The sequence below is a fragment of the Moorena sp. SIO3I8 genome (genome assembly GCF_010692325.1).
Taxonomy (GTDB): Bacteria; Cyanobacteriota; Cyanobacteriia; order Cyanobacteriales; family Coleofasciculaceae; genus Moorena.
In genome coordinates this window covers 1-13,052 of record NZ_JAAHHW010000008.1, presented here as the reverse complement: position 1 = coordinate 13,052, position 13,052 = coordinate 1, and the positions used below count along the sequence as shown (strand labels likewise).

Genomic DNA, 13,052 nt, shown 5'->3' with positions numbered 1-13,052 from the left:
ATTTTTATAGTTTCAGTATTTTTATTGAGGTAATTTAATTCAATTGCCTCAATAATTTAAGTAAAGTTTATTTAAACTAGGTTATTTGTTGAATAAACTAACCTGCAACTAAATTTTAATGTGTGAAAACAAACAATCTTATGAAAGCAAACTTTAAAAACAAACAACCTATTAATTTACTCAAACTGACAAAAAACCTATCACTAGCCATCCTAGGGTCTGTTTTGAGTTTCGCCGCGATTGAAGTTGCTAACCCAGCACCCTCTGACGCTTTTGTAATTTTTAACCGGTCTGGTAGCACACTCGGAGGTGGCTCCCGATGGGATGCAGCTCCAAGGACTATCCATGGAAAAGAGCGTTCCCTGGACGGCGGATTGCGATACTCACTACAGGGCGGTTCCTATCAAGCTTACCGAGATTTATTCACCTGGGATATTCTTCCTAGTGTCAACGAGTTTCAAAATGCCATTGAGGCTGCGTTCAACGCCTGGACTGTAGTTGACCCGGTTTCTGGCTTAGGTACCGATTTGTCATTTGTAGCAGATTTAGAGACACCAGTAGTAGGTACCGGTAGAGGAGGCGTTAACCGATATGGTGCCGAGATTGACCTGTTGGCCTCGACAGATGCAACGTTCTGGAATCCTGGACATACCTCACCCCAAGGTGAAGCGTTTTTTTATTACATCAACGATACTGTAACTCTCACCTCCGGAACGGAAAATTACGCAGGCTCAAGCGCCATTATCGGAGCAGATATCACCTTCAACAATAATGCCGGAACAGTATATACCCTCGACTTTTTTAGGCGATTGTTGACCCACGAGATCGGTCATGCCATTGGATTAGGGGATATCGAGGGAGACATCAGTCCTAATAGATTTATCGACGACAACTATGATGGCAGTACTAGCGCCACAGCTCTAGCTACATTGAGCAACCCGATCGCCCAACTAATCGATCCCCTCAATCCAGCTGCTTCACCATTTTCATTGTTTACAGTTCCAGATCAGGATCCTGGTGTTGACACCCCAGGCGTAGATATTCTGATGGAATCCCGGGGACTAGGTATAGCTCCAGGCAACCCAGTCACCAACCTCACCCCATTGGTTAACGATGACTACGCTGGTCGCCAGTTCCTGTATCCAGTGTTCTCTGAGGCTAGCGTTTCCTCTGAGGCTAGTGTTGATGAACCTACTGCTACATTAGGTTTACTAGCCCTTGGTATTATAGGTGCACGTTTGATTACTCAAGGGAAAAAAGCAAGCAACAGAGAGTAGATCAAGTGACCAAAAAGTTGGGTTTCAAGCCCCGTCCTTCGGCAGACGGCTTTTAAAAAATCTGTTAGAATATGCATAGTAGCCTAGCACAGACAGGATTCGTCGGTACTGTCATAACTTCACGAGCGTTTTGCGATGTTAGCACCTGAGGCGCGAAAAACCTCATTAAAAACGTATGGATCCGTGCCAGATACCGAAAACCAGTAAAGCTTGCACATTGAATACTAAAGTACCGTGGGGCACACGGGAACTGAGGAAACTCAACGCTTAGGGAGATAAGCCCACGCTCGGTTAGTTAAATTAGGCTAAATACTTGGTTTTTAAACGGGTATTCGGCTTAAGTATTGCCTTTGACGGATAGCTAATTTTAGCGATGCAGCGCGGTCTTGGGGGTTTCCCCCATGAGCGACTGCATCAAGACAAGGCATGTCGAGGAACTAAGAATCCCCGTCCATAAGCGGGCGGGGAGTGTCAACAGATCAGCTATTTACACGAAATAGACACAGGTAGTGGTGCTGAAATCCTACCTTTTCCCAAAAAATTATAGACTTCAAGTCTTTCTTTGGGATATAATCAGAAACTGGTGCTTTTAGGCAAAAACCATGAATGCTCAAGAAATCATTCGTTCCATTGAAGCGGAACAACTTAAGGAAAACGTCCCTACCATCTATGTCGGTGACACCGTGCGGGTGGGGGTACGGATTAAAGAAGGTAATAAGGAACGGATTCAACCCTATGAAGGCACTGTGATTGCCATGCGCAATGGTGGCATAAATGAAACGATTACAGTACGCCGGATTTTCCAAGGGATTGGTGTGGAACGGGTTTTTCTACTCCATTCTCCAAAAATTGCTAATATAAAAGTAATCCGTCGAGGCAAGGTGCGTCGAGCCAAGCTATACTACTTACGCGATCGCGTTGGTAAAGCTACTCGCATCAAACAACGCTTTGACCGTAGTTTATAGCCTTTTTTTGGTTTAGCATCAGGTTGGTGTAAATGGCAAAATTAGGGTAAACTTAGAAAAGCGAGAGGCTAGCCACTGTTGACGATTTTATCCAAATATCTTGCAGTATCTACAAAAATATGTTAGACTTTGATTATGAATCTAGTGTCAAAGAAAACATTCTGGTTCCTTGAATTGAAGCCGAAAACCAAAGCAAACCATGATAGTGGTTGCGTTTTCTATTAAACACAGATAATTGCGCCTTGAGCGGAACAAAACCTATCTTGGCCTTGGGAGATACCCCCTGGCTGCGAGAGCAGCTTGCATTAGTGGGCTAAAATCTGCAAAGTAGATTTTGGTAGCTAAAAAGTATCGGTTAACCTCTACTTCTCTAGTCCATCTGCGTCCTTAGTTCAGTTGGTAGAACGCAGGTCTCCAAAACCTGATGTCGGGGGTTCGAGTCCTCCAGGGCGCGCTCAAAATTGGTAGAATACAAAAGTGTTGGATGCCAGGGTTTACCTGAGCAAATCCAGTGGGAGTCCGTAAGTTGAGGGGGCTGAGTAGGATAGTTTGACTCAACTATCAGGACTAGTGGATTGTAGTGGCGGGGGCCCTACCAGCTAGACTATCCCCGATGCAAGGAACAGGAAATTGACATAGGTGCGCTCTTACTTGGCGAATTACATTGGCCACAGGTAGCACCTCCAGTAAAGCCGACTTGTGTCATCTAATCCCTGGCTGGATTGACCAAAAATTTTGGGTTTCAAGCCCCGTCCTAGAAGGACGGCTATTTAGGCGGTTCTGTACTAAGTGTGGTAGTATTAATAGATAAACATACACCCATGAATTAAGGATAGATATTATCTAGAAAATAAATAGACAACGTAAAAAATATGTAAAAGATACATATTGCGTAATTTGGTCTAACGACTTTAACGTCTATGAAAAATTTAGATAGAAAAAAGTATCTATCTCTAAAAAAAGTAAAGGTACGGTGGGGCACACCGGAACCTATATCTTAGATCCAAACGCTTTGGGAGACTTGGCCTCTACTCTTCCTGACTCCGGTCTGGTTAAGCAAGTCGAGTCGTTGAGCGAAGAATCCCCGTTCTTCTAGGACGGGGAGTGTCAATGCGTTGATGGGGGAAAGGAGAAGTTGTGGCAAAGAAAACAAAAGCTGAACCAGAGACTAAAGAAACTGAATCTGGGTTTAACCTAGGTAAGTTCTTCAACGAAACTAAAGAAGAACTCGCTAAAGTCGTTTGGCCTTCTCGGCAACAGTTAATTAGCGAATCAGCAGCGGTATTGTTGATGGTCATTCTGTCTGCCACCATAATTTACTTGGTAGATGGTTTATTTTCCTGGGCATCAGGACAAGTATTTTGATGAGTTTTGCTGCAGACGAATCCCAAGATGTCGATCAACAGGTATCAAAACCTGCAAGTCCACGTTGGTACGCAGTCCAGGTTGCTTCTGGCTGTGAAAAACGGGTTAAGACGAACTTGGAACAGCGCATCCAAACGATGGATGTAGCGGACCGGATTTTGAAAGTCCAGATTCCCCAAACACCTACGGTAAAAATCCGTAAGGATGGTTCTCGGCAACACGGCGAAGAAAAAGTTTTCCCCGGCTATGTGTTAGTCCAGATGGTGATGGATGATGAAGCTTGGCAAGTTGTCAAAAACACACCAAATGTGATTAATTTTGTTGGGGCAGAACAACAACGCCGCTACGGGCGTGGTAGGGGACATGTTAAACCCGTACCCCTCAGCTATGGTGAAGTAGAGCGGATCTTCAAGCAAACCGAAGAGCAAGAGCCGATTGTCAAAGTAGATATGGCAGTAGGGGACAAAATCATGGTGCTATCTGGTCCGTTTAAAGAATTTGAAGGGGAAGTGATTGAAGTTAGCCCCGAAAGGAGCAAACTCAAAGCGTTACTCTCGATCTTTGGGCGGGATACACCAGTAGAATTGGAGTTCAATCAGATTGAAAAAACAAGCTAGACCTTAGATAATGGCTAAAAAAGTTGTTGCATTGATTAAGTTAGCGCTCCCAGCTGGGAAAGCTAACCCAGCTCCCCCCGTCGGACCAGCACTCGGTCAGCACGGGGTAAATATTATGGCATTCTGTAAAGAGTACAATGCCAAAACTGCTGATCAAGCTGGTATGGTGATACCAGTAGAAATTTCAGTGTTTGAGGATCGAAGCTTTACCTTTATCCTCAAAACTCCACCAGCATCTGTACTGATTAAGAAAGCTGCTGGCATTGAGAAAGGTTCAGCACAACCCAACCGCACTAGAGTTGGAAGCCTTACTCGCACCCAGCTGCAAGAAATCGCCCAAACTAAAATGCCTGACCTCAATGCTAATGATATAGAAGCGGCAATGAAAATTGTGGAAGGCACAGCTAGAAACATGGGTGTAGCCATAACCGATTAGAAGGATGAAAGATAATCAAGGATGAAAGATGAATTAAGGCTAGCAACTGTTGACGATTTTCTACAAATATCTTGCAGTATCTACAAAAATATGTTAGAATTTGATTAGGAATCTAGTGTCATTGAAAACATTCTGGTTCCTTGAATTGAAGCCGAAAACCAAAGCAAACCATGATAGTGGTTGCGTTTTCTATTAAACACAGATAATTGCGCCTTGAGCGGAACAAAACCTATCTTGGCCTTGGGAGATACCCCCTGGCTGCGAGAGCAGCTTGCATTAGTGGGCTAAAATCTGCAAAGTAGATTTTGGTAGCTAAAAAGTATCGGCTGTAACCTGCAACTTTCAACTTTCAACTTTCAACTTTCAACTTTCAACTTTCAACTCCAATGTATTAACGTAAACCATAGAGGGGGAGGAGTTTTACTTCGCTAAGTACCCCAGGAGATACAGATGCCCAAGAAACCATCGCGTCGATTACAAGAACTAAAAAAGAAGGTTGAAGAGCGACCTTATGAACCCATAGAAGCTCTCAAACTCCTCAAAGAAACAGCCACGGCCAAATTTACGGAATCCGCTGAAGCCCATATTCGCTTAGGAATTGACCCAAAGTATACTGACCAGCAACTGCGCACTACAGTGGCTTTACCGAAGGGAACAGGTCAGACGATACGAGTAGCAGTGATTGCTCGGGGTGAAAAAGTCTCGGAAGCTAGTAATGCAGGGGCAGACATTGCCGGTTCTGAGGAGTTAATTGCAGAAATTCAAAACGGGATGATGGATTTTGACCGGCTCATTGCTACGCCGGACATGATGCCCAAAGTAGCGAGATTGGGTCGCCTCCTCGGACCACGGGGCTTGATGCCTTCTCCTAAAGGTGGTACAGTTACTAATGACATAGCTCAGGCAATTCAAGAATTCAAAGCTGGTAAACTAGAATTTAGGGCTGACCGTACTGGCATTGTTCATGTTATGTTTGGTAAGGCATCCTTTAGCCCCGAAGACTTACTGGTGAATCTGAAGGCTTTGCAGGAAACTATCGACCGCAATCGTCCATCTGGCGCGAAAGGTCGCTATTGGCGCACTTTATATGTGTCTGCTAGCATGGGTCCATCGATTGAAGTGGATATCGCTATCCTGCGCGAACTCAAGCTTGAGGATGCTGCTTAAAACGTAGATTAGAAATCATCCTAAAATTCGGCTAGACAAACTAGACAATTGAAGAAGGCTTGCGCTGAAGACAGCAGGAGTAACTAGCTTAATATCCTGCCGAGGTTAAAGTACTATGTATCATCTGCCCAGGCACTGATCCTACAGTGAGTGCGATTGTGCTACGCACACGCTACGCGAACGCGGTAATGATACAACCCTTAACCCCGGCTAAGTCTCCGGGGTTTTAGTTTGGTTATTTGTTATCAGTCAGATCTATGTGCTACGCACACGCTACGCGACCGACGGTTGAATACTTATCATTCTTGGTTGAGAGTCAATTGAAAATAAATAATATTTATTTTTATTTATTTTTATTTATTTTCAATTAACAATTAACCAATTAACACTTAACAAAATGGGTAGAACACTTGACGAAAAAAAGACAATTGTGGCGGAGCTCAAGCAAACCTTGAGTGAGTCTCAATTGGCTGTAGTGATTGATTACCAGGGGCTGTCGGTTGCTGAAATTACCGATTTACGGAATCGTCTGCGTCCCACTGGCACGATTTGCAAGGTGACCAAAAACACCTTCATGCGGCTTGCGGTGCAAGAAGACGAAAACTGGCAGCCGATGACAGAATTCCTGAGTGGTACTTCAGCCTTTCTCCTGGTCAAAGACGATGTTGGTAGTGCCATCAGAGCCTACCAGGAGTTTAAGAAAGCCGCCAAGAAGACTGAATTTCGCGGCGGCGTGATGCAAGGTCAAGCCTTGAATGAAGAGCAAGTTAAGGCAATTGCCGACTTGCCTTCTAAGGAGGAACTGATCGCGCAAGTTGCTGGAGCGATTAATTCTATTGCTAGCAAACTTGCTGTCGGGATTAATGAGGTACCAGCCTCCTTGGGTCGTAGTATTAACGAGGTGCCAGCTTCTTTGGGTCGATGCATCCAAGGGATTGCTGCCAAGGAAGAAGGCGACAGCTAGTACTCGGTTTTACCCCTTTCTGAGATTTGTACAACTCTCAAGTACAACACTCAATACATTAAACAATTCACCTAAAAGGAGTTATATCAATGTCTGCTACAACTGATGAAATTCTCGAAAAATTAAAATCTCTGACTCTGCTAGAAGCTTCTGAGCTGGTTAAGCAGATCGAAGAGGCTTTTGGTGTCAGTGCTGCTGCTCCTGCTGGCGGTATGATGATGATGCCTGGTGCTATGCCTGGTGCTCCTGGAGCTGCTGAGGCTGAGCCAGAGGAGGAGAAAACTGAATTTGATGTGGTTCTAGAAGAGTTCCCCTCTGATAAGAAGATTGCTGTACTTAAGGTGGTGCGTACCATCACTGGTTTGGGTCTCAAAGAAGCCAAAGAGTTGGTGGAATCTGCTCCTAAACCGATTAAAGAGGCCATTGCTAAAGATGCGGCTGAGGATATTAAGAAGCAACTGGAAGAGACTGGTGCTAAAGTTACCGTCAAGTAATATCTACTATCATCTCTGGTTGACTAATCATCATATCCCTTCTCGGGTAATGTAAGAGGTTGTCTGAGAAGTCTCATTTGCTACATCCAAGCCCCCTAAATCCCCCAATTTTGGGGGACTTTTAGAAGCAAATTGACTCTTGTTCCCCCCAAAGTTGGGGGGCTAGGGGGGCAAAATTCAGTATCAAAAAACTTTTCAGATATCCTCTAAGCATTCAGCGGTCAGCGGTCAGCGGTCAGCGGTCAGCTATCATGCTTATTTTATTCAAAAGCACCTCAAGTAGCCTGAGCCTACAGCCAATGGCTGTTTCTGTAGCGTGCGCGTAGCGCTTAAGCTGAAAGCTGAAAGCTGACGACTAGGGACTATTTAGTAAGTGATTAACCAGACTTGAGATAAGTTGGGAGCCGACGCAATCGGCTCCTTTTTTTGGCCTTGCTTAATAATGGAATGATTTGAATAGTTTTGTAGAACGGGCATCTTGCCCATTTCATTTGTGGTTGATACCAAGTTGCGGTCAAACGTACAACTTTCTCTTCCGCCCATCTCCCCATCTCCCCATCTCCCCATCTCCCTATCCAACCAATCTACTCTCTTTGAATGCAACTCGGTATGAGGGGGTGACAAGCCAGCTCAACTGCTGGTTATGCGATCGCATAGCATCGCTTTCGGGGGGAATCCCGCCTAGGGCTTGAGAAGACGCTGATTTTAATAACTCCATCCAGTCACCGAATCCAGTAATCCAGTCAGTGAATCCAGTCACCCCATGAAGTAATTAACTTCACCAGTTGATGTGATTTCTATCACACCTTTATCTAACTATATGGATAATACTGATTAATAGAGAAAGTTATAAGATTAGTCAGCCAAGTCTTTTAATTTATCATTTCAGGGCAAAGCATCTTATTATACGCTCAGGATTATCAGCTCAGGGTAGCACATCTCTAGGTAATTAACTATATCAGTCAAGAAATATAATATCATCTCTGATTGACTAATTATCATATCCGAAATCAGGTAATTTGGAATTGGTAATTTGGAATTGGTGATTTGGAATTGGTAATTGGTAGTTTAGGATTACCCATTACCGATCACGCTTACCCAAAAATCTAGAGACTATTTTGGAAGTAATTAACTGGACTTGAACTAATAGATCAGTTTATATCAATTCAGTAAATCTGTATCGGTGTTTTTAGCTAAACGTTAGATGCTCTAAATTGTGCAGTGTGTTTCACGTTTAACTATCTTTTACGTGATCTTTTACGTGCATTTATGCTCAAACAATTCGAGCAGATGGGGCTGTCATCAGTAACCTAGAAGCACCTCTTTGCAAACGTGAATATGAACTCGTTTGCATATAAGCCTTAGGAGTTGCGCAGAAATAAGTTTCTGATAAGGGTCTAAAAATGAGCTGGGGGGGAGACAAGCGGCCTGTAACCCTTGATATATATTAAATTGAGCGAATTATGGTAAAAAAAAGATAGGTCATAAATTGTCAATACGACCTACCAATTGAAAATGATACCAGAATTATATCAAAAACATCTAAAAAATCTACTTTCTGAATCTCAATTCTTGTTGTTTTCTATTGTACTAATTATTATACAAGATATCAAAAATATTAAACTAGAAAAAATTGCCGAGTCATTACCTTTACCTATTCAGGTAAATTCAAGACGTAAAAAACTACAGAGATTTTTATCATTACCAATATTTGAGCTCAAATTATTGTGGCTTCCAATTCTTAAAAAAAAAATGGCTCGATCAAACATTTACTAAACAGTCAAAAATCTATTTGGTTATCGATAGAACTAATTGGAGATATAAAAATTTATTGATGATTATTATAATTTATAATAAGCGATCAATTCCAGTTTATTTTGAACTTCTTTCAAAACTTGGCTCAAGTAATTTTTCAGAACAAACAAAAATTATATCAAATATTATAGAGCTATTTGATGGCTATCAAGTTATAATTTTGGGAGACCGAGAATTTTGTTCCGTCAAATTGGCTAAATGGTTAGATACACAAGGCTTTACATTTTGTTTAAGACTCAAAAAATCGGCACAAATTCAACTTAAAGATTCGGGTTGGACTTCCTTAGAAAATTGTGGATTAAAACCAGGAACTTCATTATTTTTTGAAAATGTAAAAGTTACCAAAACTAAACAAATTACTGGATTTAGTATCGCCTGTAAATGTAAAAAAAGTTATCGAAAATCCGTGACCAAAGAAGGTTGGTTTATTCTAACAAATATGAGCAGTGCTTCGGAAGCAATTTCTGCCTATAAAAAACGTTTCTCTATTGAAGAGATGTTCCGAGATTATAAGAGCGGTGGATATAATATGGAAGGCAGTAATGTTATCGAAAAACGTTTTATATCTTTAGTTATTATAATATCTTTTGCTTATCTTGCTTCCACAATGCAAGGACAAAAAATTACTAAACAAGGAGTTCAAAACTATGTAGCTAGAGTCAAATAATATGGGCGTTTAACTAAAAAACACAGCAGTTTTTATATTGGACTATATGCTCAAAACTGGATTAATTTTATGGATAAATGTTGGAAATTAGTTTATGATTTGATGCGTTTAAGTCGTCATAAGCTCGATAATTATTTACGAGGTATGAGAGCTATGAAGCTTATAGAGTCTACTTTTTAGCTCTCATGTCGCCCCCCCAGAAAAATGAGATAATAGAATCGAAGTGATTGTTTCTGGGAAAAATGTCAATAATTGAGGATATTAGAACCAAATTTGAGGTTTTAATGCCATACATGAATGAAAAACTCAGACGATTGTGGTCAGGAGTTGAAGCAGTATCTTTAGGGAAAGAAGGAATAAAAACAGTGGCTTTTGCGACTGGATTATCAAGTAAAACCATTAAAAGCGGAATTAAAAAACTACAAGTTCCAATTGTTCAAGATGATAATCAAAATCAAATAATAAGCTCAACTAAGATCCACAGAAAAGTGATAAAACCTGGAGGTGGACGCAAAAGTCTATCGCAAAATGACCACACATTAATTCAAGATTTAGAAAAATTAATTGCACCAGCGACTCGTGGAGATCCATGTTCCCCGTTACTCTGGACATCGAAAAGTACAGCAAAATTAGCCAAAGCTCTAAAAGAAATTGGACATCAAATTAGTCCAAGAACGGTGGCAAAATTGTTGAAGCAATTAGGGTATAGTTTACAGAGTAATAGAAAAAATTATGTTCGCGCAGCGTATCCGAAGGAGACAGGTTCATCTCATCAAGATAGAGATGCTCAATTTCAATATTAGATGCGCTTACCCTGCCCTTATAGGTTTAATTATCTTTAGTGTTATACATTCTTGTTACTATTTATGGGAAAAAGTTATATGTCAGAAAAAAAAATGGGATTGCTACCTGTCAAAGGTTGTGACAATTCTAATCGTAGTGGTGATGTGATTTTTGTACATGGACTAGGAGATCATCCGATAAAAGCTTGGTATCCTAACCCACAACAGATAGAAAATGAAGTGGATACAGATAAATTTTGGCAGGAAAAGTTACCTAATCTTAATTTTTGGCTAAATTGGCTTGGAGAATATAGATCAGATATTGGTATTTGGTCTTACGGTTATGAAACAATGCCTTTTAAGGAAGGCACTCCTTTCTCAAAAGTCCCCAAAATAGGAAAGCAAATACCAACAGGTAAAGCTTCTCCCATCCTAGATCAAGCTAGCGAACTCATCGAACTTTTGCAGCAGAAAGATATTCTTACACGACCTCGAATTTTTGTAACTCATAGCTTAGGAGGCTTGATTGTTAAAGAGACACTTTATTCTGCTTACGATGATCTTAACAGTAACGATAAAATGCGTGAGATTATTGGGCAGACTAAAGGAGTTGTTTTTTTAGGAACTCCTCATCAGGGTTCAGATTTTGCGAATTTCACGGAACTATTGGCTCAGACTGTAAAAGCTTTCCATCTTCTTGAAGAAAATGTCATTCTTAATGAGCTTCGCTCAGATAATACTAACACTCAGTTATATAAAATGGGGAAATGGTATAGCGGTAATGCTAAAGCTTTATCAATTGAAACAAAGGCATTTTATGAAACGGAAGATACGGCAATTCCCGCAATAGGAAAACGCTTAGTCGTAGATCGTTTCAGTAGCGATCCAAATATTCAAGGAACTAGACCCACTGCTGCAAATGGAGCCGATCATTTTAGCGTTGCTAAACCTAAAAATGAAAATAGTATTGTATATATTGGGGTTAAAGAATTCATTGATGAGTATTTACCCCCTCAAAATTTAACCCCAAAAGCTTTCCCTAATTCAATTGCTTTCAAAGAAGAAGAAGGTTTTTTTTTGAGGAATTAGCGAAGATTCCTTCTCCCAGCTATCTTGAACTTTTAGGTCGTGAGAAAGAAATCGAGGAGATTAAAAATGCTCTGAGTGATTCCCAAAGCAAACGCATAGTTGGAATTACTGGTCTTGGAGGGAATGGCAAAACTTCTATTGCTATTGAAGTCGCAAGATCCTTTCGAGAAATAGGTTTTCAAAACGTTGTATGGCAAACAGCCTCAACTAAACATAGATCTACCCCTATGACTTTCGAGACAGTCCTTGATGACATTGCCAAGCAGTTAGGAAAACCAGAGTTTCTTAGTCTTCAAGGTGAGGAGTTAGAAAGAAAAACACGTGAGCGACTATCTCATACACCAGTTCTTCTGGTTTTAGATAATATGGAGACTTCAGGAGATTCTCAAAATGAGATTTGTGCAAGGCTTTCGCCAATTCTGGGTAACAGTAAAGTTCTGCTAACAAGTCGGCATCATTTTGAAACTTTAGAGGTTGATATTTTTGATTATTATCTACAAGGTTTGAGAGAAGAAGCATCACTTAAGTTAATGGAGCAAACTGCTGAAGAAAGAAAAATATCTAATTTTAATCCTAACGATTGCGAATCACTACTCCAACTTGCTGGTAATAATATAACGGGTTATTTGCCTCTAGCTTTGAAGTTAATAACAGGTCAGCTCAAACTCAAAAGTCCATTAGAAATTACAAAAAGCTTAGGCAATGTACGTTTAACGGAGGATGACGCAGACACTAAGAATATCAGCATATTTAAAAAATTTTGGGGGCAGATATTTTTCCGATCTTTTCAAATGCTTTCCAGTTCTGAATTTGAGCTAATGGCAATTTTAGCTGCATTAAAAGAACAAGAAGGAACTACACAAAATGTACTTCGTAAAATGACTAAAGAAAGATTACCAGAGGAAAAATTGAAAGAGGCTATCAATAATAATTGGCGTTATTGTCTGTTAGAAAGGGAAGAGTATGGAAACCACCGCTATTTTTTACATATTTTAACTAGTCAATTTTTTAGTAGAATTTTAGCCTACGCTGGGAGGATGAATCGATGATAGAAAATTCTGAAACAGATCTATTACAAGACCTGCAAAATGAGGAGAATTTCGAGCTAGCAGGAAAGCTGTGGACTGATCTATTGACTGAGGAGGAAAAAGAATCAATTGACCGTGAACTTGAAGAAACATTTACCCCTGAAGAGTTAGAGGAAATTCAGGAAACACTTAAGAAGTTATTTAGAGACTATTATGAATTTGCTAGACCAACAATTATTAAGACATATAATGAACTTTCTAAGCACCTAAACAAAATTAATTACATATTCTTCCCCAAAATTGTCAAGCACTTTTTTGAGATATTCAAGAAAGCTTTTCCAGTTTTCGTAAGCATCAATTTCAATCCACTCATACTTAATAAATTT

At 40.6% G+C, this 13,052-nt stretch carries 13 protein-coding genes, 1 tRNA gene, 2 pseudogenes and 1 other annotated feature; of the genes and pseudogenes, 13 read left to right on the top strand and 3 right to left on the bottom strand.

The genetic code is table 11. The features are described from left to right. The first annotated feature begins 140 nt into the window (after positions 1-140). The 9 genes from F6K51_RS05360 to rplL all read left to right on the top strand — a co-directional run bounded on the left by F6K51_RS05360 (position 141) and on the right by rplL (position 7,285). Positions 141-1,277, top strand: a complete 1,137-nt coding sequence (locus F6K51_RS05360; protein ID WP_293018664.1) for a hypothetical protein — start codon at positions 141-143, stop codon at positions 1,275-1,277. A gap of 602 nt (positions 1,278-1,879) precedes the next feature. Further along, entirely contained in the window at positions 1,880-2,242 is a 363-nt protein-coding gene (gene rplS, locus F6K51_RS05355; RefSeq protein WP_293018662.1) for a 50S ribosomal protein L19, read from the top strand. A gap of 381 nt (positions 2,243-2,623) precedes the next feature. Beyond that, positions 2,624-2,696 (top strand) — tRNA-Trp (locus tag F6K51_RS05350). Positions 2,697-3,379: 683 nt separating this feature from the next. Then, positions 3,380-3,607, top strand: a complete 228-nt coding sequence (gene secE / locus F6K51_RS05345; RefSeq protein ID WP_008188891.1) for a preprotein translocase subunit SecE — start codon at positions 3,380-3,382, stop codon at positions 3,605-3,607. After that, positions 3,607-4,224, top strand: a complete 618-nt coding sequence (gene nusG, locus F6K51_RS05340) for a transcription termination/antitermination protein NusG (RefSeq protein WP_293018741.1) — start codon at positions 3,607-3,609, stop codon at positions 4,222-4,224. The genes secE and nusG overlap by 1 nt, the downstream gene beginning before the upstream one ends. A gap of 10 nt (positions 4,225-4,234) precedes the next feature. Beyond that, a complete protein-coding gene (gene rplK / locus F6K51_RS05335; RefSeq protein WP_293018661.1) occupies positions 4,235-4,660 on the top strand; it encodes a 50S ribosomal protein L11 in 426 nt (141 codons plus the stop codon). A 450-nt stretch (positions 4,661-5,110) separates the two neighbouring features. Beyond that, positions 5,111-5,827 (top strand): 50S ribosomal protein L1, encoded by a 717-nt coding sequence (rplA, locus tag F6K51_RS05330; RefSeq protein WP_293018659.1) that lies wholly within the window; start codon positions 5,111-5,113, stop codon positions 5,825-5,827. Between the two features lie 46 nt (positions 5,828-5,873). Next, positions 5,874-6,066: a sequence feature (ribosomal protein L10 leader region), on the top strand. A 158-nt stretch (positions 6,067-6,224) separates the two neighbouring features. Continuing rightward, a complete protein-coding gene (gene rplJ, locus F6K51_RS05325) occupies positions 6,225-6,791 on the top strand; it encodes a 50S ribosomal protein L10 (RefSeq protein ID WP_293018658.1) in 567 nt (188 codons plus the stop codon). A gap of 89 nt (positions 6,792-6,880) precedes the next feature. Continuing rightward, on the top strand, positions 6,881-7,285 hold the full coding sequence (rplL, locus tag F6K51_RS05320; RefSeq protein ID WP_293018656.1) for a 50S ribosomal protein L7/L12: 405 nt from the start codon (positions 6,881-6,883) through the stop codon (positions 7,283-7,285). A gap of 377 nt (positions 7,286-7,662) precedes the next feature. Here the strand turns inward: rplL and F6K51_RS05315 are convergent, their stop codons facing one another. Then, entirely contained in the window at positions 7,663-7,836 is a 174-nt protein-coding gene (locus F6K51_RS05315; protein WP_293018654.1) for a hypothetical protein, read from the bottom strand. A gap of 20 nt (positions 7,837-7,856) precedes the next feature. Continuing rightward, the gene (locus F6K51_RS05310; protein WP_293018653.1) at positions 7,857-8,045 is read right to left on the bottom strand and encodes a hypothetical protein; all 189 of its coding nucleotides are present in this window, start codon (positions 8,043-8,045) and stop codon (positions 7,857-7,859) included. 755 nt (positions 8,046-8,800) lie between these two features. Between F6K51_RS05310 and F6K51_RS05305 the strand changes: the two are divergent. The 4 genes and pseudogenes from F6K51_RS05305 to F6K51_RS05290 all read left to right on the top strand — a co-directional run bounded on the left by F6K51_RS05305 (position 8,801) and on the right by F6K51_RS05290 (position 12,687). Continuing rightward, a pseudogene (locus F6K51_RS05305) lies at positions 8,801-9,994 on the top strand (IS4 family transposase). Positions 9,995-10,009: 15 nt separating this feature from the next. Continuing rightward, on the top strand, positions 10,010-10,570 hold the full coding sequence (locus F6K51_RS05300; RefSeq protein ID WP_293018650.1) for a hypothetical protein: 561 nt from the start codon (positions 10,010-10,012) through the stop codon (positions 10,568-10,570). 78 nt (positions 10,571-10,648) lie between these two features. Continuing rightward, positions 10,649-11,638 (top strand): hypothetical protein, encoded by a 990-nt coding sequence (locus F6K51_RS05295; RefSeq protein ID WP_293018648.1) that lies wholly within the window; start codon positions 10,649-10,651, stop codon positions 11,636-11,638. A gap of 5 nt (positions 11,639-11,643) precedes the next feature. After that, positions 11,644-12,687 carry an NB-ARC domain-containing protein gene (locus F6K51_RS05290; RefSeq protein ID WP_293018739.1) on the top strand — a complete coding sequence of 348 codons (1,044 nt, stop codon included), beginning with the start codon at positions 11,644-11,646 and terminating at the stop codon, positions 12,685-12,687. A gap of 245 nt (positions 12,688-12,932) precedes the next feature. Here the strand turns inward: F6K51_RS05290 and F6K51_RS05285 are convergent. Beyond that, positions 12,933-13,052 (bottom strand): annotated as a pseudogene (locus F6K51_RS05285) (IS630 family transposase); the annotation flags it as partial.

Excerpts from the sequence above, each read along its gene's own strand:
- F6K51_RS05360 (WP_293018664.1), top strand. The coding sequence starts at position 141 with ATGAAAGCAAACTTTAAAAACAAACAACCTATTAATTTACTCAAACTG.
- rplS (WP_293018662.1), top strand. The coding sequence starts at position 1,880 with ATGAATGCTCAAGAAATCATTCGTTCCATTGAAGCGGAACAACTTAAG.
- nusG (WP_293018741.1), top strand. The coding sequence starts at position 3,607 with ATGAGTTTTGCTGCAGACGAATCCCAAGATGTCGATCAACAGGTATCA.
- rplK (WP_293018661.1), top strand. The coding sequence starts at position 4,235 with ATGGCTAAAAAAGTTGTTGCATTGATTAAGTTAGCGCTCCCAGCTGGG.
- rplA (WP_293018659.1), top strand. The coding sequence starts at position 5,111 with ATGCCCAAGAAACCATCGCGTCGATTACAAGAACTAAAAAAGAAGGTT.
- rplJ (WP_293018658.1), top strand. The coding sequence starts at position 6,225 with ATGGGTAGAACACTTGACGAAAAAAAGACAATTGTGGCGGAGCTCAAG.
- rplL (WP_293018656.1), top strand. The coding sequence starts at position 6,881 with ATGTCTGCTACAACTGATGAAATTCTCGAAAAATTAAAATCTCTGACT.
- F6K51_RS05315 (WP_293018654.1), bottom strand. The coding sequence starts at position 7,836 with ATGGGGAGATGGGCGGAAGAGAAAGTTGTACGTTTGACCGCAACTTGG.
- F6K51_RS05300 (WP_293018650.1), top strand. The coding sequence starts at position 10,010 with ATGTCAATAATTGAGGATATTAGAACCAAATTTGAGGTTTTAATGCCA.
- F6K51_RS05295 (WP_293018648.1), top strand. The coding sequence starts at position 10,649 with ATGTCAGAAAAAAAAATGGGATTGCTACCTGTCAAAGGTTGTGACAAT.